Raw genomic sequence first — 23,188 nt, 5'->3', positions numbered from 1 at the left:
GAAATATTAAAGACTAATTAAACCTTTATTATATTTACGTGTCCAAAAAATAAAATCTACTGCTTTGAAAACGATCTTCTACCCTATTTTAATTATTGCTTTATTCTGCAATAGTTGTGCTTCAAATAACAACCCCATTGATGAAATTCCCATAGACGACGCGCTCTATTTTCCTCCTATAAACTCCAATACTTGGGAAACAAAATCGATTAACGATTTAGGTTGGAACGAAAGTGCTTTACAACCTCTTTTAGATTATATTGAAGGCAAAGGCACCAAAGCTTTTATCATACTAAAAAATGGACGGATGGCTGTAGAATGGTACGGAAATGGCGAAGATGCAACCTCTAATTTAGCATGGAATTCCGCCGCTAAAACACTAGTGGCCTTTACTGCGGGCATTGCCCAACAAGAAGGATTTTTAAATATTGACGATGCCTCAAGCGATTATTTAGGTAGCGGATGGACCAGTTTAACGCCTGAACAGGAAAACAATATTACTATTTGGAATCATTTAACGATGACCACGGGATTGGATTATACCGTACCCAATAACAATTGCACCGACCCTGATTGTTTTACCTATGAGAATGAACCCAGCAGTTTTTGGTACTACCATAATGGACCTTATACCATTTTGCACGACATTGTTGCAAATGCTGTAAATACCGATTTCGGTAATTATTTTGAAGATAAGTTAAAGGATAAAATCGGCATGCAAGGGGCTTGGATACACTTTGGTTATTTTAAATTGTACTATAGCACCGCCAGAAGCATGGCTCGATTTGGGCTGCTAAACCTTAACAAAGGCGTGTGGAATGGTGCTGATATTTTGAATGACAACAACTATTTTGAAGCCATGACAAACACCTCGCAAAACCTAAATAAAGCTTATGGCTATTTGTGGTGGTTAAACGGAAAAGATAGTTATAGAAGTCCTGGTTTGACTTTGGAATTTCAAGGTAAATTAATCCCGAATGCCCCAGATGATTTGATAGCGGGCTTAGGAAAGGATGACCAAAAACTATACATTGTACCGAGTAAAAAACTAGTAATTGTGAGAATGGGTGACGATGCTGGTGAAGCATTGTTGGGGCCATCGAGTTTTGACAACGACCTATGGGGCGAAATTAATAAACTGATTGATTAATTGTAGTTTTTTGGCGCTTTTCGCCTTTTTGAAACTTGTTCATAAATATACGCCCATTGCAATAAATCATTTTCAGATAAGGGTTTACTTATAAATGTTAAACCCTTTGGCGCACCTTTTTCTGTATAACCCATCGGTACCGTTATAGCGGGATATTCGGCTACGGCAGCAAAACCTGCGTGGTAATTGTTTATGGATAAAAAACCATCCAGATTGTGTGCTTTCATCGGTTTATCATAAAAACGTCTTCCATTGGTTTTTAAAGTGTTTTTTATATTTTGAAATGCTTCATTGGCTGCGCTATCGGCTACAATACCTTCAAATAGTTTTTGGCCATAAGGCATCCGATTCACGGAATCTTTTTTGTTGAAATCAATAACATCTTTAACCGATGTTACCACAACATCATTGCTCGCATCATCTGAAAGATATTTAGGTAAATCGTTTTTCATATCTAAATTTAACAGCCTTAAAAAATCTGGTAAATCATTTTTTTCTTCCTCAATCTCTATAATTTTCGCGCCTTTGGATTTTAAATCTGCAATAGCTTGAACGTAAAGTGAATCTTCCAACAATCTTTTAAATGCGCCAAAACGCTTCCCTGAAAAATCGGCTTTAAACAACATGTTGCTGTTATAAAAACCTGTTTCGGATGTTGTATCAATCGATTTGGAATCGTTATTATCAAAACCAAGCATCGCATCCAATACAATGGCGTTATCCGTTACGTTTTTGGTCATCGGCCCTGGCGTATCCAAGGTAGACGAAATAGGCACAATACCACTTCTACTCAATAATCCAATGGTTGGTTTTAAACCAACAATAGAATTTTGACTTGAGGGCGATAATATTGAACCCGATGTTTCGCTACCCACAGCAGCAACACAAAAATTAGCAGCAACAGCCACACCACTCCCCGAACTCGAACCACCAGTATCCATAATTCTTCGGCCATAAGGATTTAAGGTTTGTCCACCAATAGCGCTATAACCGCTTGGGCAATCGTTACAGAAAAAATACGCCCATTCGCTTAGGTTTGCTTTTCCTAAAATTATAGCCCCTTTGCGTTTTAATTGTTTAACCACAAAAGCATCATCGGTGTTGTTGTTTTGTAAGGCCACGGCACCTGCAGTTGTTGGCATTCCCGAAGTGTTGATATTATCTTTTAATAAAATGGGCATGCCATAAATGGGATGTGGTTCAACCTCAAAATCTGTTTGATCTGCTTCAATTGCTTCTTTAATCGCGTTTGGATTTAATGAAATAACCGAATTAAGTGACAAGGAATTTTCTCTATCAAACTTTTTAATGCGGTACAAATAGAATTTAGTGAGCAACTCATAAGACAAATGACCTTCAGATATGTGGTTTTGAAGCGTTGGAATATCTGCCTCTAAAATTAGCGGTTTTAAATTATTATAGGTTTCCGCAGTAAAATCCTTTAAATCGTTTTCAAAAGGTTGCCACAGTTGCGAAACATCAATAAACTTTGAATCTAAAACTTTAAATTCCCTGAAATCTTTAATCGAATCGTTTGAAGTAACAATAGAATCATTTAAAGTTTGGCTATCAGAAACAGTGTTTTCTGTTTTTGGGTTTTTACAAGAATAGATTAAAAACGATAACAAGAAAAATATAGAAAGTCTCATGGTTAGTATTTTGCACTAAAATACTAATTAATTTAATTACTTAATTTCTATCTTCAAAAGGGACTATAACTCCTTTTTCCAAATAATTTTTTAGTCCGTTTAGCAACATGGCCCAACAAAATGAAGAGTGTTTAAAATGATGGTTGTTTTCCGGCCAATTTACGTGACTAAACTTCACCAAGGTTCCGTTTTCGGTTTGCTCCAAATTGAAACCAAAAGTGGTTGGCTCCCAATCTTTATCGGCCTCTGTCATTTTTAAATGAAATGACGCGTTGTTTATTACTTTTGAAACCTTGCAGAACCAATTGTAATCATCAGTAAAATTTAAGTTGTATTCTGAATTTAATTCTGGTTTTCCTGAAGATTTTAAAGTCCACCAATTATTGAGATGCTCTGGTTGAGACACCGCATCGAACACATCTTTAGAAGATGCTTTAATTTGAAGGTTATGAAAAATAGAATAACCCATAATTCTAAAATTACGAAAAAAAATCTATTGGAAGATTCCCTCCCGATAGCTATCGGGATTCGCGGGAATGACAATAGAGATTACTTGAAAAACGAATCCACAAACTCAAACTTATTAAAAACCTGTAAATCGTCAATGCCTTCGCCAACGCCAATGTATTTTACGGGTATTTTAAACTGATCTGAAATTCCAATAACAACGCCGCCTTTTGCGGTACCATCCAATTTTGTAACCGCTAAACTTGTTACCTCTGTGGCTGCAGTAAACTGTTTGGCTTGTTCAAAAGCGTTTTGTCCTGTGGAGCCATCTAAAACCAATAATACGTCGTTTGGTGTATCGTCAACCACTTTTTGCATCACACGTTTTACTTTGGTGAGCTCGTTCATTAGGTTTACTTTATTGTGCAAACGGCCAGCGGTATCAATAATAACCACATCGGCATTTTGGTTTACGGCACTTTGCAAAGTATCAAAAGCCACCGATGCTGGATCGCTACCCATCGATTGTTTTACAATAGGCACATCTACGCGGTCTGCCCAAACCTGAAGTTGGTCTATGGCTGCGGCCCTAAAGGTATCAGCTGCACCAAGCACTACATTTAATCCTTGTTTTTTAAATTGATGTGCCAACTTACCAATGGTGGTGGTTTTGCCCACACCGTTTACGCCTACTACCATAATAACGTACGGTTTTTTATCTTTTGGGATAGTAAACTCGGTGTCTTCGCCAGAATTGGTTTCGCTTAATAAGCCCGCAATTTCTTCGCGGAGAATTGTATTGAGCTCGTCGGTACCCAAGTATTTATCTTTAGCAACGCGTGCTTCTATGCGTTCTATAACTTTTAAGGTGGTATTTACGCCAACATCTGAAGATACCAAAACTTCTTCCAGATTATCTAAAACTTCATCGTCTACTTTAGATTTTCCTGCTACGGCTTTACTTAGTTTACCGAAAAAGCTGGATTTGGATTTTTCCAGTCCTTTGTCTAAGGTTTCTTTTTTTTCCGATGAAAATATTTTTTTAAAAAAGCTCATTAATAATGTTTATTTACTTGTTATTGAGTTGTTAGGCCCAAAAATAATTCTGCTTTTGCGTTAGGGATTGAGGTATTGTTGAAGCTCTCCCGATTTTTTTATCGGGAAGCGACTACCGAAAGCCCGACCCTTGTGGTAACGCCCAAATGCTTATTGTCAATTTTCGCACCACATTTGTTTACTGCAAATATGGCAGTAAATTTACTAAAATATAAGCATAAAAAAACTGCTTCCAGAAAATGAAAGCAGTTTTTAAAAAATATTATGTAATGCGGTTTTACTTTTTGTTTAAAAAGTCGTTTACAAATTCTGGAGCCATAATAGACTCAACAAACATGTAAGCTCCTGTTTTTGGAGACTTAACCATTTTTATTGCTTTTGTTAATCTTTTTGATCCTGTTTGTAATGATGCTACTGATTTTTTTGCCATGACTACTTATGCGTTTTGAAATTTTTTAAATAAATTTCTAATTTGTGTTATTTGAAATTTCCTTTAAAATTTCTAATTTAAGTTATTTGAAATTTCCTTAATAAATTTCTAATTATTTAATTTCTTTATGAACTGTCATACGTTTAAGAATTGGATTAAATTTTTTAATCTCCATTCTTTCTGGCGTATTTTTCTTGTTTTTTGTAGTAATGTAACGTGAAGTTCCTGGTTGACCAGACTCTTTATGCTCTGTACATTCTAATATTACTTGTATTCTGTTGCCTTTTTTTGCCATGTCTTTTTACTTATTAAATACAGCTATTATTTATAAAACCCTTTAGCTCTTGCTTCCTTAATTGCTGCAGAAATACCAATTTTATTAATTGTTTTTAAAGCAGAAGTAGAAACTTTTAAAGTTACCCAGTTATCTTCTTCTGGAATGTAAAAACGTTTTTTCACTAAATTCGCATTAAATTTGCGTTTAGTTCTATTTAATGCATGAGACACGTTGTTTCCAACCATTGCCTTCTTTCCTGTAAGTTCACAAACTCTTGACATTATTTATAACTTTAATTTTTTTTGTTGCTTAAATTCGAGGTGCAAATATACAAATACTTTATATTATGACAACCTATTTTTTATCTATTTTTTAAAATTTCTTTTTGAAGCATTTCGAAGGCTTTATTTACGGCTTTATTTATCACTTTTACACGATGGTTTCCCAGGTTAAATACTTCGGAAAAAACATGTGTTTTTGTGGCTATGGCTATAAAAACCGTACCAACCTCGGCATTGGAGTCGCCTTTTTCCGGTCCCGCATTTCCAGTAGTTGCTATGGCATAATCGGCATTAAATAATTGTAAAGCATTTTTAGCCATGGCCTCGGCAACCTGAGCGCTTACCACGGAATGTGCATCTATGATAGCTTTTGAGACACCCAAAACATCAATTTTAGATTGGGTGGCATAGGTTACCAATCCTCCTTTAAAATAAGCTGAAGCACCGGCATTTGCCGTAATCTGTTCGGCTATTTTACCTCCGGTACAACTTTCGGCTACGGCAAGTGTTTTTCCTAATTTTACTAATTGCTTTCCTAAAACGATTTCAATGGACGATTCAGCTTCTTCAAAACCAAAAAATTCATTTTTAATTAAAGGTAGTAAGCTGTCTATTTGCTGCTGTACCTCGTTTTTTATTAGTTGTTCATCAAACCCTTTTGCCGTTAAGCGCAACCTCACTTTGCCTAAATTTGGTAAATACGCGAGCCTGATGTGTTTTGGCAAGGCATCTTCCCAATCTTCAATTCTTTCAGCTAGCGAACTTTCGCCAACGCCATAAACCAACAGGGTTGTGTGTAAAATAAACGGGCATTTAAAAGTGGCTTTTAACTTAGGAAGCACCTCATGTTCCATAATAGCTTTCATCTCAAAAGGCACACCCGGAAGTGAAATAAAAACCTTTCCTTTTTTTGCCATCCACATCCCTGGAGCGCTACCGTATTTATTCATTAAAACCGATGCTTTTGATGGTATCAAAGCCTGGTCTATATTAACCTGCTTAAGCGGTTGATTAATTTTTTTTTCCCAGAGACGCTCAATGTTTTTTAATACGGAAGCATCACGAACCAAAGTGTCGTTAAAATATTCGGCAAGGGTATTTTTGGTAATATCGTCTTTTGTTGGCCCCAATCCGCCGGTAAGAATAATAATGTCTGCTTTTTCTTCAGCCTCTTTTAAAGCTTGTAGAATATGTGCTTTATCATCTTGAATCGAAGTCATTTGATAAACCGAAACCCCAATTTTATTAAGCTGTTTAGAAATATATGCAGAATTGGTGTCTATAACCTGCCCTATGAGCAGCTCATCACCAATGGTAATAATTTCAGCCTGCATTACAGATTAAAATCCGATTTTATTTCCACCAAAGCCTTGTCTACCGCCGTAATTACAATATCTAGTTTTTCGGTAATATCCATATCGGTTTTCGTGAATTTTCCCCAATCTTGAACCTCAATTAAATCGTCAAGAATACCAAGTTCAAATAAATCTATCGTTGGTTTCATTTTATGAGCCGCTTGATAGGCTTCTTGATAGTCTTTTTCGGCCACAGCATTTTTAAGTCGTTCTGCATCTTCAGACACTTCTTCTACAAATGTTTCGGCCAATGTTCTAACAAAATCCTCGTCGTTATCGGCCAATTCGCGTACTCTAAATAATTTATAATGTTGTTCCATTTTTATTTTACTCTTATTGAAAACATGGCATTGTTTTCTATAAATCCTTCTAATTTATCATTGGCAATAACTTTGCCAACTCCCGCTGGTGTGCCCGTAAAGATAATATCTCCAATCTTTAAAGTGAAATATTTTGACACATATTCTATTAATTCATCAATTTTCCATAGCATGTGGCTGGTGTTGCCTTGCTGTACTACGGAGCCGTTTTTTTGCAACGAGAAGTTTATATCGTTTACATTTTCAAAACTTTCAACAGGTAGCCAATTACCCACCACGGCAGCACCATCAAAGGCTTTTGCTTTTTCCCAAGGCAAGCCTTTAGCCTTTAATTGGCTTTGTAAATCGCGTGCTGTAAAATCGATTCCAAGTCCGATTTCCTTATAATATTTATGGGCAAATTTTTTATCAATATGCTTCCCTACCCTATTTATTTTAACCAAAATTTCGACTTCGTGATGCACATCATCTGAAAAATCTGGAATAAAAAAGGGCTGTTTTTTCAAAAGAATGGCCGTATCTGGTTTTAGAAAAACAACGGGATCCGTTGGTTTTTCGTTTTCCAGTTCTTTAATATGTTCGGTGTAATTTCTACCGATGCAGATTAGTTTCATGTTTTATTTTTTAATCGCGCAAAAGCGCTAAGACGCAAAGTTTTAAAGTTTATGTGTTTTATTTGGGCGTTCCATTTTACTCACACCTACAAGGTTTTCAAAACCTTGCAGGGTCGCAAAATGTCGGGCTTTCCGTTACAAGTCCTCGCACCTCCTTCGTCGGGCTGTGGGCTTTCCTCTGCAATCCCTAACGCAGCTACCCGCCAAGGTCCGTGAGCATAACTGAAAACCGCAACTATTTTTTAATCTAATTTATTGTTAAAGCTCTTCAACTTAATAGCCGTTAACACTTTTTTGGTGTACAACGGAAAATCGGCATTTAACAACCAACCAAAATATCCGGGTTCTTTTTCGAGCACATCGGTAACTAATTTGCCTTTGTGCTTTCCAAAAGAAAAACACTCTTCGCCTTTTTTGTTATAGGTTATAAAACCAGCAAAATCAGCAAACTTTTTTCGCGAGCTAAATTCGGCCAAAAATTTAGTATCGTTTTCTATTTCGTCGTACCTTTTTATTTGCGCTTTTAACACTTCGTAGGTCGCATTGGTATCGGCTTCGGCACTATGCGCATCCTCTAAGTTTTTATCGCAATAAAATTTGTAGGCGGCACTTAATGTACGCTGTTCCATTTTATGGAAAATGGTTTGCACATCGACAGACAAACGGTTTTTCATATCGAAATCCACATCGGCTCGCAACATTTCTTCGGCTAAAAGCGGAATATCGAATCTATTGGAATTAAAACCTCCCAAATCGGAATCTTTTATAAGGTTGTAAATCTCTTTGGCGAGTTCTTTAAACGTGGGTTTATCTGCCACATCAGCATCAGAAATGCCATGTATTTCCGTGACTTCCTTAGGGATGGGCATCTCCGGGTTTACCAACCAGGTTTTGCTTTCTTCTTTGCCGTTAGGGTGTACTTTAAGTATGGCTATTTCAACAATACGGTCTTTTGTAATATTTATGCCCGTGGTTTCTAAATCGAAGAAACAGATGGGTTTTGTGAGGTTTAGTTGCATTAATTATAAAATATTTAATTTTTCGATGTCTTTAATGAATTTATTTTTGTGTTTAAACCAATTTCTTTTCCTAAACAAATCAGTAAAAGGCAAGTTTGTTTCAGTCGATTCTATATAAAACTCACCATCGGGATGAATGATAATTGTTGTTAAATCGTTTTTCAATTGACAAAAAATCTTCTTGATTAAGTATCCGTAGTCTTTGTACCAACGTAAGTTTTCATAAACTTCCGGATGACCGTTGTTATGACCATAGAAGTCCAATTTAACTAACTTCTTTTTATATCTTCTATAATACACTTCGCTACTTTTTTTTCTTGATATATACTCCGTATATGTAACGCTATAATCTTTAATTTCGTGATTGTTAAAAATAAATATATTCCTTATTGGATATTCTGATTTCGCTCTTAAAGTATCTACGTAACGAATAAGTAGAGATTTGGTTGTATCTATTTGATGTCTATGGTTTATGAACTTAAAAAATTGAGTTTTTACAGTTGGAGTTAATCTACCAAAGTAATACTTCAATCTTAATTTTTCTAAAACTATAGAGTCTGTTCTATAAAGAAAACCACTATAAATAGACGATTTTAATTTCTTTTGGTAAACCGCTTTAGATATGATCTTGCCGGTTTCGTCTGCATAAACTGTTCGAACTTGAGACAAAGCATTTAAACTGTGAATAAAAAAAACAATAACCAATAAACTGACTACAAAACTTGAGTTGTTATTTTTATTATTTGAATGCATAAAGTAACTTTTATTTTACAAAAGATAAAGGTACTAAACTTGCCAAAGGGTAAAAAACAAAAAACCAACCGTTTTATGGGTTGATTTTTTTACTATTTCCATAATCAGATACTGGCTTTGTACAAAGTGAAATTAAATTTCTCTGTTAGAATCCCAAGCCTCTAAATAATCTTTAACCGCTTTTACAAACTGTCCGCCTAAAGCCCCGTTTACCACACGATGGTCGTAAGAATGCGATAGGAACATTTTGTAACGAATACCAATAAAATCGCCTTCTGGCGTTTCAATAACCGCGGGCACTTTACGAATAGCTCCTAAAGCTAAAATACCCACTTGTGGCTGATTGATAATGGGTGTACCCATAATGCTGCCAAAGGTGCCCACGTTGGTAACGGTGTACGTTCCCCCTTGAATATCGTCTGGTTTTAATTGGTTTAAACGCGCTCGTTTTGCCAAATCGTTAACCTGTTTGGTCATGCCCACCAAATTAAGCTGATCGGCATTTTTTATAACCGGTACAATTAAATTGCCATCCGGTAAGGCCGCAGCCATACCCAGATTAATATTTTTCTTTTTTACAATAGTATCGCCCTGCAATGAAATATTCATCATCGGGAAATCGCGTAATGCCTTGGCAATGGCCTCCATAAAGATTGGTGTAAAGGTTAAATTTTCGCCTTCGCGTTTCATAAAACCATCTTTAACCTTTTTTCTCCAATTCCAGATATTGGTCACATCGGCTTCAATAAAACTTTGAACGTGTGCCGATGTTTGCGTCGATTCGACCATATGATGCGCAATGAGTTTACCCATTCTGGTCATTTCAATAATTTCGTCTTCGCCACTTGCAACAACAGGAGCTGGTGCTGTTTTTTGTTGTGGTTCAGCTTTTGTAACTGGTTTTGGGGTTTCAGCTGGCGCCTCTTCTTTTTTAGCAGACCCCCTGTTTTCCAAATAGTTAAGAATATCGTTTTTAGTTACACGCCCGTCTTTGCCCGAACCTATAATAGCATCTAATTCTTCTTGTGTAATGCCTTCTTGTTTTGCTATGTTTTTTACCAATGGCGAGTAAAAACGCCCCTCGCTAGAACTCACCGGAGCAACCGTTTCTTGTGCAGCCGTTACGGTTTGCGCTACTTGTTCGACAGCTGCAGGCGTTTGTTCTTCAGTTTCAACTTGAGGAGTTTCAGCCTCTGAAACGTCTTCACCTTCGGTTTCAATAATTGCAATAACTTGACCAACTTGAACCACATCATCAACATTAAAGCGCTTTTCAACTAAAACACCATCCACCTCACTTGGCACTTCGCTATCTACTTTATCCGTCGCAATTTCCAAAACCGCTTCATCCAATTCGATAGTATCGCCAACTTCTTTTAACCAAGCAGTTATTGTTGCCTCTGCAACACTTTCTCCCATTTTCGGTAATTTAAGTTCAAACTTTGCCATATCAATAATATAATCCTTATTTTTTAATTTGAGTTTGCAAAATTAATAAAAAATGATTGATTTTTTTAAATTATTTACAAAATCATTGTTTTAAAATGATAACTTCTCCCCTGCTTATAGCATCATTGCTTCCCAATATAAAATTGGCATTTTCCGGTAAAATTTTATAGGTTACAGATGTGCTGTTTACGCCTTGTTCCATCATTTCAATAATCTTTTTGTAACCTAAAGTATTGGCATCAAAAATAACTTCGGTAAATTTTTGAATATTACTTAAATCTGATTTTAAAGTTATCTCTTTTTGCAATACAAATTTAAGCTTTTCATTGATTTGATTGGAAATTAACACATATTTTTCAATCGACACCGTTTTTTTTACCGGTGATTTTCTGAACATATAAACCAGCCTTATTCCAAACCAAACCAACATATCAAACAACATGTTTTTCTTAAAATGTTTTATGTAGAATATTTGCATAGCACCATAAAAACGACGCACATAATATTTATCCCTTAAAGTACTTTCGCCTTTAAAATGAATAACCGTTGTGTCTCCAAAATAATAATTTTGATAACCAGCCTTTAACATTTTATATGACAAATCGATGTCTTCGCCGTACATAAAATAATCTTCGTCAAAACCGTTTACCGCATGGTACACCTCTCGTTTTATAAGCATAAAGGCCCCCACGAGCACATCGACTTTCCCGGTTTCATTTTCATTTAAATGATTCGCATAATAGCTTTTTGAATTGCCCAACAATTTTTTAAAAGCGGCATTTACATATGGAATATTCCGTTTGCTTTCGGGCAAAAATTCGCCTGCACCATTTATTAATTTACACCCTACAATACCAAGTTTTTCTTTTGATTGTGCATAATCAAGCATTTTAATAAACGTATCTTCGGCAACCACCGTATCTGGGTTTAAAATGCACAAATACTTACCTTTTGCTTGAGAAACGCCTATATTATTTCCTTTGGAAAAACCTAAATTCTCTTGGTTTTGTATAAGTTTTACCTCCGGAAACCTTGCTTTTACCATGTTACAGCTATCGTCTTCAGAATTATTATCCACAACAATAATTTCTGCTTCAATATCGGCTACGGCAGCACGCACGCTTTTTAAGCAGAGTTCTAAAAAGTAGCGCACATTATAGTTTAAAATTACAACTGAGAGTTTCAAATGAAATTATAATTTTAAAGAGGTTTCAAAAGGTATTCTATTTACTATACTTCTTCCTAGGGTTATCTCATCGGCATATTCCAACTCATCACCAACCGAAATTCCTCGCGCAATGGTTGATGTAACAACTTTATAATCTTGAATTTGTTTATAAATATAAAAATTGGTGGTATCGCCTTCCATGGTTGAACTTAACGCGAAAATAAGCTCTTTAACCACTCCTTGTTTTACTTTGTTTACTAAGGTTTCGATATTCAAATCGTGAGGGCCAATACCATCCATAGGCGATATTTTTCCGCCCAAAACATGGTATAACCCTTTAAAGGAGCTGGTATTTTCAATGGCCATTACATCTTTTACATCTTCAACCACACAAATAATGGTTTCGTTTCTGTTGGGGTTGGCGCAGATTTCGCAAAGCTTAAAATCGCTAATGTTATGGCAAGATTCACAAAACTTTATAGTGTTGCGCATATCCTGTAATGCCTGCGATAACGCCGTAGTTTGCTCTTTTGGCTGCCTTAATAAATGCAAAACCAAACGCAACGCGGTACGCTTACCAATTCCTGGTAACTGCGACATTTCGTTTACAGCCCGTTCTAACAATTTTGAAGAAAACTCCATAGGTTGCGAATTTACTATTTATTCTGAACTTGTTTTAAAATCTTATCAACTTTTACGTAATTTGGCAATCGAAAAATATTTTTATGACTGCAACACAAATACTTCTGCTTATTGCTGCCTATTTTGGCTTACTTATTATAATATCTTATTTAACTGGAAAAGACGATAGTAACGATGTTTTTTTCAAGGCCAAAAAACAATCGCCGTGGTATTTAGTCGCATTCGGAATGATTGGTGCATCACTTTCCGGGGTAACTTTTATTTCGGTTCCGGGGATGATTGGCGGACAGCAGTTTGCTTATATGCAAGGGGTTTTTGGGTTTTTTGTGGGTTATTTGTTTATTATTTTCATATTGCTTCCGCTGTATTATAAGTTAAATGTAACGTCAATTTATCAATATTTAGAGCAACGATTTGGCAAAGTAAGTTATAAAACCGGTGCTTTTTTCTTCTTGCTTTCAAGGGTGACCGGAGCTTCATTCCGTTTGTATTTAGTGGCTTTATCGATGCAATATATTGTTTTTGAAAAGCTGGGGATACCGTTTTGGATAACCGTTGTGGTTTCCATTTTATTAATTTGGCTGTACACCAATAGAGGTGGCATAAAAACAATTATTTGGACGGATACCTTACAAACCTTGGCGATGCTTGTTTCGGTGGGTGTTGGTATTTATTTGATTAATCAAAAATTGGATTTTACGGTATTTAGTATGTTGAAATCGGAAGCCTTTTCGACAAAAAGCCAAATGTTCTTTTTTGATGACCCTTATGCAACTACCTATTTCTGGAAATATTTTATTGGAGGCATTTTTATAGCCATTGCCATGACGGGTTTAGATCAAGATATGATGCAAAAAAACCTAACCTGTAAAAACAAAAAAGACGCCCAGAAAAACATGTTTACCATGGCTACTTTGGTTATTGTGGTAAATTTTGCGTTTTTATCACTTGGTGCTTTACTGTTTATTTATGCCGATAAATTCAACTTGCAAATACCCGTGGTAAACGAGATTACACGAACCGATTTACTATTTCCTGAAATTGCCATGAATCAAGGTTTGGGTGCTGCCCTATCCATAACCTTTCTTATTGGCTTAATTGCTGCCGCTTATAGTAGCGCAGATAGCGCATTAACCTCGTTAACCACCTCTTTTTCGGTAGATTTTTTAAATATTGAAGATAGGCCCGAAGCAGAGCAAAAGCCGCTGCGTAAAAAAGTACATGTGGGTGTTTCGTTATTATTAATAGTAGTAGTTATTGTATTTAATAATTTGGAAGGCAACGTGGTAAGCAACTTATTCAAATTTGCCACTTACACCTATGGCCCACTGTTGGGTTTATTTGCTTTTGGGATTTTAACCAAACGTGAAATTAAAGATCAATATGCGTGGATTGTTGCGTTGTTATCTATAACCTTAAGCCTCGTTATTACATCGTTACCCGAAAGTGTTTTAGGCGCCTATAAATTCCATTGGGAAATTTTACCTCTCAACGGCATCATCACGTATTTGGGCTTAATATTGATTAGTAGAAAGAAGCACTAAAGTACAGGCGGTTTCATAATTAATATTATTTTTCTTTAAAATTTCATAAAACTCATAATTTTCGGTTCCCGGATTAAAAATGACGCGCTTGGGCTTTAAAGACACGATATAATCATAATACGCTTCCTGCCGTTTGGGGTTTAAGTACAACGTAATGGTGTGTATATTCTCGTATGGTTGTAATTGTGTGTCTATTTTTACTCCCGCAACGGTACCTTCTTTCATCCCAAAAGCCACAACATCTTGCCCTTTATTCACAAGCTTTTGAATGGCATAATTTGAATACCTATCTGGTTTTACCGAAGCGCCGATTACTAGTGTTTTCTTACCCATAATGTTAAAAAGATGTTAAGTTTTGTTAAATATAGTAACAGAATTTAAATTAACACGTCTACACAGTATTAGTTTTAATCAATCAATCAAAAAACAACCAATCAAAATGAAAAACTTATTCTTAGCGTGTTTACTACTATTCGCTATAACCACACAAGCACACACAGACCCTGGAAATGATGCCGACAAAACAGGTACAATCTCAGGAAAAGTCTTAGACGCCACTTTAAAACAACCCTTACCGTACGTAAATGTTATTATAAAAAATACAGCAGGCGAAACTTTAACTGGCGGTATTACCTTAGAAGATGGTACTTTCGAAATTGATAAAGTCGCCGAAGGTAAAATTAAATTGAGTATCCAATATATAGGATATAAAACCATTACCAAAGACATCACTATTGGCAAAGGCAATTACAAGGTAGATGTTGGTGAGATTCTTTTAGAAGAAGAAGCCGAAGGTTTGGATGCGGTTACCGTTTTGGCAGAAACCTCCACCATTCAACAAAAAGTTGACCGCAAAGTAATTACCATTGGAAAAGATTTAGCAGCAACAGGCAGTGCATCAGAGCTTATGGTTGGTATTCCATCGGTAAGCGTCGATGCCCAAACGGGTGATATAAGTTTACGCGGCAACCAGAATGTACGCGTTATGGTTGATGGTAAATTATCAAATATTCCAACAGCGCAATTGCTCAAGCAAATCCCGTCAACCGCCATAAAATCTATTGAGTTAATCACCAATCCTTCGGCCAAATACAATCCCGAAGGCATGAGCGGCATTATAAACATTGTGCTTCATAAAAACACCATGATAGGTTTTAATGGTAATTTAAGTTTAGGTTTAAGACATGAAAAAGAAGCTAAATTCAACAGTGCCCTAAACATGAATTACCGTAACGGAAAGTTCAATTTATACGGAAGTTACAGCAACAATATTTCAAAAAACAGAAACCGCGGAAATGTTGAAAGACCGGAAAATAACTCGGAGCAATTCTTTAAGTTTTTAGATAAAAGACAATCGCATTTGTATAAATTAGGACTCGATTTTTACTTGGATGACAAGAACACCATGTCTTTTTTCACAACACAAAACACATCCAATAGCAGTACCGAGGGTGAAACCGAAGCTTTGTTTTACAGCAATCCGTCGTTCGACCAACACCAAGTTTTCCTTGCCGAAAGCGATAACATGTCCTCGCAATACAATTTTAACTATGTGCATGATTTTTCAGAAGATGGACATAATATTGAGTTAGAAGTAGATTACAATACTTTTGAAGATGATACACCGGCAGATTTTAAATTTCTTCTGGGTTCAAACGACGATTATAAAGATTTTAATAATACCGACAGAAAAAGCACTACGGTAAATTTAGATTATGTAAACCCATTATCTGAAACCACAAAGCTAGAATTAGGGCTGCAAGCACGTTTATTTAATTCGGATATCGCCTATTCATCAACGGGTCAAACTTTAAACGCGCAAGGTGTTTTACGACCAACTCCAGACAATGATTTTGACTACACACGAGATATTTATTCTGCCTACGCCACATTTAGCAAAAAATTTGATAAATGGACTTATCAAATAGGTCTGCGTACAGAAAATGTAAAAGAGGATGCCTTAGCACTATCGTCTGAAGCTGCAAGTACCGAGACGTTTAAAAACGATTATTTCGAGTTTTACCCATCGGCTTTTATTACTTATTCGCCATCAGAAAAAAATTCGTATCAATTTAGTTATAGCCGACGTGTAGACCGTCCGGGAATTGGTCAGGTAAACCCCATTAAAGAATGGAGCACGCCACTAATTTCTTCTTTCGGAAATATCGATTTGCGTCCACAGTTTACAAATTCGGTTGAAGCTAATTACACCAGAACTTTAAATAACAGAAAAGGAAGCGTAACCGGTGGTGTTTTTTATAGGTTCATTTCAGATGAAATTAACAGAGCCTTGTTTATTGACAGAACCGATGTAAATTCCGGTCGTATTATTTTAACCCATGACAATTTTGATGATACCTCGGCTTACGGTATTGAATTATCCTCAAATTACCGACCAACAAAATGGTGGAGCATAAACGGAAGTTTCGATTTGTACTCGCAAACCCAAAAAGGTATAGCCGAAACCTTAACTGCGCCAATTGAAACGGCTACGATTGATGATATTGAAACCAACATAGATGAAGTTAACAACGTTGCTTGGAACTTTAGAATGTTTAATAATTTTAGAGTGAGCAAAACCTTAACTTTTACCGCTTTTGGTTTTTACAGAGGAAAAAACAAAACACTACAGTTTGATATGAAACCCATGTATTTTATTAATCTGGGTTCTCGGGTGAGTTTTGCAAAAGGCAAAGGCTCATTTAGTTTGAATTTTAACGATGTTTTGAATACCATGAAATTTGCTTTTGAGGGCACCAAACCTTTTGTACAAAATGGTCAGTTTAACTGGGAAAGCCATACCGTTCAAGCCAGTTTATCGTACCGTTTTGGTGGCGGAAAATACCGTGCTAAATCACGTAAAAACCGTGATGATAACACCAAATCTGATGGTGGTGGTTTCCTATAAAATTTAATATTTAATGACTTGCATGATAGTTGATGGTTAGTGTTATTGCACGGTTATTAAATAAGAAAACCCAAAGGATCTCTCTTTTGGGTTTTTGTTTGTTAAACTGTTAATACTTTTAATAAAAAATGTTAAAAATGTTAAAAAACAGATAATCAATGCAATAAACACTAAAACCATACGTTGTATGAACATACAATCACACGAAAAAATAATTATTTTAAGAGTTAGTCACCTTCATTTAATAACATTTTCGTCAATCAAAGATTCGTATGATTAGAAAACTCGAAATTAAATTTCGAGTTTTTTTATGCAAAAAAAATACAGTTAAAACACTGATTGCCTGTGTAATGAATTAAAAAGAGTTTCGTCAAAATAAAAGCACTAACTATTAAGGTATGTTTTATTTGTATTAGTCGTCATAAAAAAACATGTAAATTGCTTGGTGTATAGAACATAGAAACCCGGATGCATAACCCCGGGTTTAATTTTGTTAAAGATGTTAAAAAATATAATAAAAAATAGGTTTTAACGTCTTATATATAAGTTTGTATATTTATTACAAATTAATGGTGGTTAATAGTTGAAGAACCCAAAACAATACGTTTTGGGTTCTTTATTTTGCGTTAGGGATTGCAGTGGAAAGCCCACAGCACCTTTTTTGGTGCGAGGACTTGTAACGTAAAGCCCGACCCTTTTCGGGTAACGCCCAAGTGGTTTTAAAGTTTGTAATGATTCATCAATAATTTTTCGTAAACTTTATCGGGAAGGATTCTTTTAAGTACTATAGAAAATTTTTGCATAAACTCCCCTACTTTATAATGCCCCTTTGGATGTTTTGTGTTTATAATTTTATAAATTGCCTCTGCCATCATGTTGGGGTTGCTGCCAGAATCGACATGTTCATTCATTAATTTTAAAGTATTACCGTACGGTTTTTTATAGGGCGAATCATCTAAAAGTGGCGCGTGGTATCTGCCTGCCGCTATATTGGTGGCAAAATCTCCGGGAGCCACATTGGTCATGTTTATGTTAAAACCTTTCAACTCCATTCTAAAGGCTTCGGTTATAAGTTCCAAAGCACCTTTACTGGCACTATAAACACCGCGATATGGCAACCCCATATATCCTGCAATAGAGGTAATATTTATTATTAAACCCGATTGCTGTTTGCGCATTTGAGGCAATACCGCTTTAATAACATTTATGGGCCCAAAAAAATTGGTATCGAAATTGGCCTTAATTTCAGCTTCGGGGATTTCTTCAATTGGACCCGTAATGCCCGCACCAGCATTGTTGATAAGGATGTCTAACTTACCTTCGTTTTCAATAACGGTGTTTACGGTTTCTCTAATGGTATCATTGTTTTTAACATCCAGTTTCAAAATAGAGAAAGTGCTATTTTTATAGTTTTCTGGGTTTCGGCTCGTGCCATAAACTACAAAACCTTTTTGGGTTAAATACTCGCCAACTGACTTCCCTATTCCTGAGGAACCTCCCGTTATTAAAACAACTTTAGACATAAATACTTTTGAAAAATTAAAAAGGTAAAATTAAGAATGAAATCGATACAAAGGGGCATAAATGAAAAAAGATTTGTTAGCATTGCTACTAACAAATCTTAATCGGTATTTTATAAGTCCTTTCATTTGAAAAGGATTTTGAATAAGCACAAAAAAAGGCAAGCTACCTACATCACACCGCTACGACCATTTACCTTTGCTGCGTTCCCGCCCTGGAGGATTCAACAGGAGCTGGTTGTGTAGGACTTGCCGACTGCAAAGATACAACCTTTTAAAATTTTCACAATAATTTTTTATACTGTTTTTAAATAAATATCTTGGTCTAAATTTATAGCATAAAATGAATACATTCAAAGCACTCACAATCATATTTTTAAGCTTAGCCATAGTGTCTTGCCGCTCTAATTCCGGGCAGAAAAAAAGTGATTTTTCTATTAAAACGAATGCTGAGAAAGGTAATATTTCAGTATCTGAAACCTTAAACCTTTCTTTAGAAAACAAAAAAAATCATATTATTGACTCTGTTATATATATTTTAGACGGAAAGAAGATTGGTGAAGCGTTTGATTTAAACGGGCATAAGTTGGGAAAACACACGGTTGAAGCCACAGTGTATTTTAATAACCAAAAGCAAACAACAAATACAAATGTTACGATTTTAAATAATGAGACACCCAAAATTTACACCTTTCGTATTATAAATGAATATCCGCACGATATTACTTCGTACACCCAAGGACTTGAGTTTTATAACGACACCATTTACGAAAGTACAGGGCAATACAGAGAATCGAAACTTAGAAAAGTAGATTATAAATCGGGTAATGTTTTAAAAAATATAAATTTAGCCGACGAGTATTTTGGTGAAGGGTTAACCATTTTAAACAATAAAGTTTATCAACTCACGTGGCAAGAAAACATCGGGTTTGTGTATGATGTTAACACATTTGATAAATTAAGCAGCTTTAAATATGGCAACAGTAAAGAAGGTTGGGGTTTGTGTAATGACGATGACATTATTTACAAAAGCGATGGTACCGAAAAAATATGGCTGCTAAACCCCGATACTTTGGTGGAGCAAGATTATATTCAAGTGTATACTAATAAAGGAAAAATAGGCCGTATTAATGAATTGGAATGGATTAACGGACAAATTTACGCTAACATTTACCAAAAGAATGGTGTAGCGATTATAAACCCAAAAAACGGCGCTGTGGTTGGTGTAATTGATTTTTCATCACTTAAGAAAAAGGTAGCCCAACACGATAAATTAGATGTTTTAAACGGTATTGCTTTCAATCCAAAAACCAAAACCATATTTGTAACAGGCAAACGTTGGGACAAGTTGTTTGAGGTTGAGATTGTTGAGAAATAATTCTCATTTCAGCAATTTCACCAACTCCGGTAATGGCTTAAAATATTAATTTTAATATTTTTAGTTTGAACTCATTTTTTATCAACTAACAATTATCATGTTTTATGGATGATATAATAGATATTTTTAAACAATCACAATTCAATTTAAAAGGTGAATTATAATAAAATTAGACTATATGGTGCAGGAGGGCATGCTCAAATTATTAAATCAATATTAATTCATAACGGAATTTCTGTCACAGATGTTTTTGATGACGATCCAGCTTTAAGTCATCACAATTTTGATAAGATAATTATAAGCACAAGGAAAGAGGTTAATGGTTTTCCGCATAAAGGCGATCCATTTATCATTGCTATAGGTGACAACAAGCAAAGATACCAGGTTTCAAAATTTTTAAAAAGTGAGTATTCAAAAGCCATACATGGCTCGGCAATTATAGACTCCAGTGTAAAAATTGGACAAGGTACAGTAGTTTATGCCGGTGCTGCTATTCAACCAAATACAACGGTTGGAAAACACGTTATAATTAATACGCTTGCAAGTGTAGACCACGATAATATTATTGAAGATTTCGTCCATATATCCCCTAATGCTACACTTTGTGGTTTAGTTGAAATTGGAGAAGGCACCCATGTTGGAGCTGGAGCTGTAATTATACCAGAAATTAAAGTGGGTAAATGGTGCGTTATTGGTGCTGGGGCTGTGATAATTAGAGATGTTCCGGATTTTTCTATTGTAGTTGGTAATCCTGGTAAAGTTATAAAAATGAATACGGATTTTTAAATTAAAGCGGTTAAACGAATTACTAAAAATTAAAAACGCACCTATTCGGTGCGTTTTTAATTTTTAGTAATTATGCTCTACATTTAAAATCTAACCGATATTTTTCCTCTTAAAAAGAAAGGGCTACCCGGTGTAAAATGAATTTCTTCAACGGCATCCGGTTCGTTAAACAATCGGCTTTCGGTTGCAAATTGGGTTTCGTTCCATTTGCTATCAAACAAATTCTCAACAATCAATCCGAAGGTCCAGTTTTTGAGGTTGTAATTCAAATTCATATCGGTTATAAAATAGCCATCGGCCACGATAGAATTGTCCTCGTTTGCAGGACGGTCTTTAATATACCTATAACTCAATCCACCCGAAAAATTACCAAAATCCCTAAAGCTTAAACCTCCCGAAGAAGTTAAATCTGGTGCTAACGGAATGTAGTTTTGCCCGCTAGGGTCATCGCTACTTCTGGCATAGGTATAATTTATATCGGTATTAAAAAATAGGCCATCGGTTACTTGGTAGCGCAAACCAAAATCTACCCCAAAGCGTTTGGTTTTCCCACTTGGTTCTACTATTCCGGCATCACCAACATAAACAAATTCCTGTTGTAAAAACAAACTCCACAACGCCGCATTAATTACCAATCGGTCAACGGGTTTCATAATTACTCCAAGGTCGGTTCCAAAAGCGGTTGGTAAAATTTTCTTGCCATTATTTGCCGTTACCACTCGGGTATCGTTGGAGTGGTAACCCAAACCGGTTTTAGCAAAAACTTGCAATTTAGGCGATGCTGCATAAATTACATTCAGTTTTGGACTAACCAAAAATTTATTTTCACTTTTATTGTCGTAGGTTGTGGTTAGTAAATTTTCGTAATCAAAATTAAAATAGTCAAATCGTAAACCCGGATTGAAGGTCCATTTGTTTTTTTTATAAGTTAAATGCGCAAATGTAAATCCGTTTAATTCATCAATATTTCCAAGCGCCAATCGTTCTAAAATAGTCTGCCTGTTTAACGTTCTTGATAATTGCACATCGTTTACATCATCATACCTAAAACCAACTCCTATTTCGTATTTTAATTGAGCATCGTGGTCGTCTAGATGGAACGTATGCTCGTAAGCTGTTTTCGCACCAATTATTGTTCGGTCTTCTTTTTGATGAATTTGATCGCCATTTACGGGGTCCTCTAAAAAGAAGGTGAAATTTGAAAACAATTCGAAATCATATTTTGAAAGATAAGCCGACGATTTTATTGAGGAATGCTCGTCCAGTTGCTTGTTGTGGTTTATCCAGAAATTACTTCGGCTCGTGTTTCCGCCTTCGGTATCGTCAATAGCTCCAAACCGACCAATCATTCCACTTTCCACAGCACGAACAGGAATTTGGCCTGAAGCATCCCATTTACTTTGAAAATGGGAAATGGCCATATTAAATTCTTGATCGGTATAATTATTGAAATTATAACGTCCCATAATATTAATACGATTGAAGTTTTGAGGCGACTCGAAAACGCCGTCGGATAGCATAAGTTCGGAAGCTATATAGGCCTTACTTTGTTCCTCATCAACAATTTTCAACATACTTAACGCACGTAAGGTATTGTATTGGCCAGCTTCAACCGAAACGACATTATCTTTAATGGTTCTTTTTGTATTAATATCAATATATCCAGCCGTGTTAAAATTGCCTTTATCTGCATAATAGGCACCTTTTGCAAAATCGATATTATCAATAGTTTCGGGGATTATAAAGTGCATATCGGCGTAGCCTTGACCGTGGGCGTGCGACACCATGTTTACAGGCATACCGTCCACATCAATGGCAATGTCTGTGCCGTGGTCAATATCAAAACCGCGTAAAAATATTTGTTCTGCTTTCCCGCCACCGGCGTGCTGACCAATAATCAATCCCGGGATTTTCCTCAAGATTTCCTGGGATGATTTTACAGGGCTTGTTTTTAAATCCACGTTAACAAAATTACTTAATACGTTTACTTTTGAAACGATTAAAACCTGATCTAAAGACGCAGATGATATTTTTAATGTGATATTAATTTCACTATTTAAATGTTTTTTAACAATAATGAGCTCTTGATTTTCGTAACCTAATTGATAAAAGTAAATGATATCGTTTTCCGAAATATCATCCAATTCAAAATAGCCCGAAACGTTTGTGTACGTATATGCGCCCGTGGTTTTATTGTAAACTCCAACGCCTTGCAAGGGTTTATTGTTTTCTTCGGATATAATAATACCGCTTAATTCGTGGGCTTTTGCACTGCTAAAAACAGCCAAAAGCATATAAAGAAATATATGTTTTTTCATTTTCTAATTTTTTAAATTGTGCAGCGCTTTAACGAATTGTTTAGATAAAACACGCGCAATTATTTATGTAATAACAGATTGAAATGTTTATGAAGAACAGCATATTATTCCGTTACATGATTGT

The 23,188-nt window shown here is 35.6% G+C and carries 22 protein-coding genes and 1 other RNA gene; 5 read left to right on the top strand and 18 right to left on the bottom strand.

Annotation, left to right across the window (positions count from 1 at the left end; all coding sequences use genetic code 11):
* Positions 1-64: 64 nt before the first annotated feature.
* Entirely contained in the window at positions 65-1,150 is a 1,086-nt protein-coding gene (locus RNZ46_RS14815; RefSeq protein WP_316982946.1) for a serine hydrolase domain-containing protein, read from the top strand.
* Here the strand turns inward: RNZ46_RS14815 and RNZ46_RS14810 are convergent.
* From RNZ46_RS14810 to recR, 14 genes are all read right to left on the bottom strand, one after another.
* The gene (locus RNZ46_RS14810; protein WP_316982945.1) at positions 1,147-2,799 is read right to left on the bottom strand and encodes an amidase family protein; all 1,653 of its coding nucleotides are present in this window, start codon (positions 2,797-2,799) and stop codon (positions 1,147-1,149) included. The genes RNZ46_RS14815 and RNZ46_RS14810 overlap by 4 nt on opposite strands.
* 40 nt (positions 2,800-2,839) lie before the next feature.
* Positions 2,840-3,268: an SRPBCC family protein gene (locus RNZ46_RS14805; protein WP_316982944.1), complete on the bottom strand. Its 429-nt coding sequence runs from the start codon at positions 3,266-3,268 to the stop codon at positions 2,840-2,842.
* Between the two features lie 80 nt (positions 3,269-3,348).
* On the bottom strand, positions 3,349-4,302 hold the full coding sequence (gene ftsY, locus RNZ46_RS14800; RefSeq protein ID WP_316982943.1) for a signal recognition particle-docking protein FtsY: 954 nt from the start codon (positions 4,300-4,302) through the stop codon (positions 3,349-3,351).
* 277 nt (positions 4,303-4,579) lie between these two features.
* The gene (locus RNZ46_RS14795) at positions 4,580-4,732 is read right to left on the bottom strand and encodes a DUF4295 domain-containing protein (RefSeq protein WP_311938106.1); all 153 of its coding nucleotides are present in this window, start codon (positions 4,730-4,732) and stop codon (positions 4,580-4,582) included.
* A 112-nt stretch (positions 4,733-4,844) separates the two neighbouring features.
* A complete protein-coding gene (gene rpmG, locus RNZ46_RS14790) occupies positions 4,845-5,027 on the bottom strand; it encodes a 50S ribosomal protein L33 (protein WP_099574372.1) in 183 nt (60 codons plus the stop codon).
* Between the two features lie 26 nt (positions 5,028-5,053).
* On the bottom strand, positions 5,054-5,290 hold the full coding sequence (gene rpmB, locus RNZ46_RS14785) for a 50S ribosomal protein L28 (protein WP_316982942.1): 237 nt from the start codon (positions 5,288-5,290) through the stop codon (positions 5,054-5,056).
* An 80-nt stretch (positions 5,291-5,370) separates the two neighbouring features.
* Entirely contained in the window at positions 5,371-6,624 is a 1,254-nt protein-coding gene (locus RNZ46_RS14780; RefSeq protein ID WP_316982941.1) for a competence/damage-inducible protein A, read from the bottom strand.
* Entirely contained in the window at positions 6,624-6,965 is a 342-nt protein-coding gene (locus tag RNZ46_RS14775) for an Hpt domain-containing protein (protein ID WP_316982940.1), read from the bottom strand. The genes RNZ46_RS14780 and RNZ46_RS14775 overlap by 1 nt, the downstream gene beginning before the upstream one ends.
* A 2-nt stretch (positions 6,966-6,967) precedes the next feature.
* The gene (locus RNZ46_RS14770; RefSeq protein WP_316982939.1) at positions 6,968-7,579 is read right to left on the bottom strand and encodes a fumarylacetoacetate hydrolase family protein; all 612 of its coding nucleotides are present in this window, start codon (positions 7,577-7,579) and stop codon (positions 6,968-6,970) included.
* Positions 7,580-7,821: 242 nt separating this feature from the next.
* On the bottom strand, positions 7,822-8,598 hold the full coding sequence (locus tag RNZ46_RS14765) for an exonuclease domain-containing protein (protein WP_316982938.1): 777 nt from the start codon (positions 8,596-8,598) through the stop codon (positions 7,822-7,824).
* Between the two features lie 3 nt (positions 8,599-8,601).
* Positions 8,602-9,351, bottom strand: a complete 750-nt coding sequence (locus RNZ46_RS14760; protein WP_316982937.1) for a hypothetical protein — start codon at positions 9,349-9,351, stop codon at positions 8,602-8,604.
* Positions 9,352-9,483: 132 nt separating this feature from the next.
* Positions 9,484-10,800 carry a dihydrolipoamide acetyltransferase family protein gene (locus tag RNZ46_RS14755; RefSeq protein ID WP_316982936.1) on the bottom strand — a complete coding sequence of 439 codons (1,317 nt, stop codon included), beginning with the start codon at positions 10,798-10,800 and terminating at the stop codon, positions 9,484-9,486.
* Between the two features lie 82 nt (positions 10,801-10,882).
* Positions 10,883-11,986: a glycosyltransferase family 2 protein gene (locus RNZ46_RS14750; RefSeq protein WP_316982935.1), complete on the bottom strand. Its 1,104-nt coding sequence runs from the start codon at positions 11,984-11,986 to the stop codon at positions 10,883-10,885.
* A gap of 6 nt (positions 11,987-11,992) precedes the next feature.
* Positions 11,993-12,610: a recombination mediator RecR gene (gene recR, locus RNZ46_RS14745; RefSeq protein WP_316982934.1), complete on the bottom strand. Its 618-nt coding sequence runs from the start codon at positions 12,608-12,610 to the stop codon at positions 11,993-11,995.
* Positions 12,611-12,693: 83 nt separating this feature from the next.
* Between recR and RNZ46_RS14740 the strand changes: the two genes are divergently transcribed.
* Entirely contained in the window at positions 12,694-14,154 is a 1,461-nt protein-coding gene (locus RNZ46_RS14740) for a sodium:solute symporter (RefSeq protein WP_316982933.1), read from the top strand.
* Here RNZ46_RS14740 and RNZ46_RS14735 read toward each other — a convergent pair.
* On the bottom strand, positions 14,125-14,487 hold the full coding sequence (locus tag RNZ46_RS14735) for a CoA-binding protein (RefSeq protein WP_316982932.1): 363 nt from the start codon (positions 14,485-14,487) through the stop codon (positions 14,125-14,127). The two genes, RNZ46_RS14740 and RNZ46_RS14735, sit on opposite strands and share 30 nt — an antisense overlap.
* A 106-nt stretch (positions 14,488-14,593) precedes the next feature.
* On the opposite strand from RNZ46_RS14735, the gene RNZ46_RS14730 reads away from it, so the two are divergent.
* Positions 14,594-17,062, top strand: a complete 2,469-nt coding sequence (locus RNZ46_RS14730) for a TonB-dependent receptor (RefSeq protein ID WP_316982931.1) — start codon at positions 14,594-14,596, stop codon at positions 17,060-17,062.
* A 719-nt stretch (positions 17,063-17,781) separates the two neighbouring features.
* On the opposite strand, the gene RNZ46_RS14725 is transcribed toward RNZ46_RS14730, so the two are convergent.
* Complete coding sequence (locus RNZ46_RS14725) at positions 17,782-18,585, bottom strand: SDR family oxidoreductase (RefSeq protein WP_316982930.1); 804 nt, start codon at positions 18,583-18,585, stop codon at positions 17,782-17,784.
* Positions 18,586-18,738: 153 nt separating this feature from the next.
* An RNA gene (gene ffs, locus RNZ46_RS14720) (signal recognition particle sRNA small type) lies at positions 18,739-18,837 on the bottom strand.
* Positions 18,838-18,925: 88 nt separating this feature from the next.
* Between ffs and RNZ46_RS14715 the strand changes: the two genes are divergently transcribed.
* On the top strand, positions 18,926-19,960 hold the full coding sequence (locus RNZ46_RS14715) for a glutaminyl-peptide cyclotransferase (RefSeq protein WP_316982929.1): 1,035 nt from the start codon (positions 18,926-18,928) through the stop codon (positions 19,958-19,960).
* Positions 19,961-20,113: 153 nt separating this feature from the next.
* Positions 20,114-20,746 carry an acetyltransferase gene (locus RNZ46_RS14710; protein ID WP_316982928.1) on the top strand — a complete coding sequence of 211 codons (633 nt, stop codon included), beginning with the start codon at positions 20,114-20,116 and terminating at the stop codon, positions 20,744-20,746.
* Positions 20,747-20,829: 83 nt separating this feature from the next.
* Here RNZ46_RS14710 and RNZ46_RS14705 read toward each other — a convergent pair whose 3' ends face one another.
* Complete coding sequence (locus RNZ46_RS14705; RefSeq protein ID WP_316982927.1) at positions 20,830-23,064, bottom strand: TonB-dependent receptor; 2,235 nt, start codon at positions 23,062-23,064, stop codon at positions 20,830-20,832.
* Positions 23,065-23,188 lie beyond the last annotated feature (124 nt).

The organism is Hwangdonia lutea, assembly GCF_032814565.1.
GTDB lineage: Bacteria > Bacteroidota > Bacteroidia > Flavobacteriales > Flavobacteriaceae > Hwangdonia > Hwangdonia lutea.
Note: the sequence above shows the minus strand (reverse complement) of the source record. Positions and strands in the feature narration are given on the sequence as shown.